At 75.3% G+C, this 893-nt stretch carries 1 protein-coding gene; it reads right to left on the minus strand.

Translation table 11 applies throughout. The annotated features are described in order from the left end of the window. On the minus strand, positions 1-639 hold a 639-nt coding region (locus ACFQ3T_RS36790), incomplete at its 3' end, for a DUF2207 domain-containing protein (protein WP_380730815.1). Between the last annotated feature and the right edge of the window lie 254 nt (positions 640-893).

Below are 893 nucleotides of genomic sequence, written 5' to 3' on the forward strand. Positions count from 1 at the left end.
GACCCGCGCGTTCGCCGGCGCGGCGCCCTCCTGCAGCCCGACCGCCACCTCGACCCGCTCGCCGGCGCCCAGGCCGATCTCGGTCGCCCGCACGCCGCGGCCGTCGCCCAGCTCGGCCGTGGTGCACGGCTTGGCCGTGCCCGGCTCGCCCGCCAGGCAGTTCACCGACTTCGGCACGTCCGGCGTGATGACGGAGACCTTCACCGAGTCGAGCGGGGCGTCCCAACCGCTCGCGGGCTGCCAGCGCAGCTCCAGGGTGTCGCCGATCTGGGAGACCGCGCCCACCACCGAGTACTTGACGGTGGACGTGCCCGGCTGGAGCGCGATCGTCAGCTCGTCGGCCGAGGAGGAGGCCGAGGCCGTGCCCTTGCCGTCCACGGACACGTCGGCGACCTGGAAAACGCGGTCGCGGCCGTCGCCGACGGGGACGCGCAGGGGGACGACCCGCGTGGCCGCCGTGCCGTCGGGGACCGTCACCACCTCGGTCACGGTCAGCCTGCCGTCGCGCTCCAGCTTCAGCCGCACGTCGGCGCCGACCGTCCCGGGCAGACCGGCCGTGCTCGGCTGCGCCGACGCTGTGGCGGCGCCCGCGCACAGCGCGGCCAAGCAGATCGCCGCCGCTCCCCAGTTTTTCAACACGGCCGCGGAGAATAGCGGAGTTCGCCTAAGCTCTTGTGCTGATTCGGGCATCCGCGATATGGGGGACGACCAGCGATGACGCAACCACCGCCGCCAGGTGGCTGGCCGCCGCCACGACCGGTCGGGCCGCCTCCGGTGCCGTCCCCGCTGACCCCCCAGCAGCCCCGTCCGTCCCAGCCGCCACAGCAGTGGCCGGCGCAGCAGCAGCCGCCCGCGCAACCGCCCGCCCAGTCGCCGCAACCGGGCGCGCAGCC

The sequence above is a fragment of the Saccharothrix hoggarensis genome, from assembly GCF_042678885.1.
GTDB lineage: Bacteria > Actinomycetota > Actinomycetes > Mycobacteriales > Pseudonocardiaceae > Actinosynnema > Actinosynnema hoggarensis.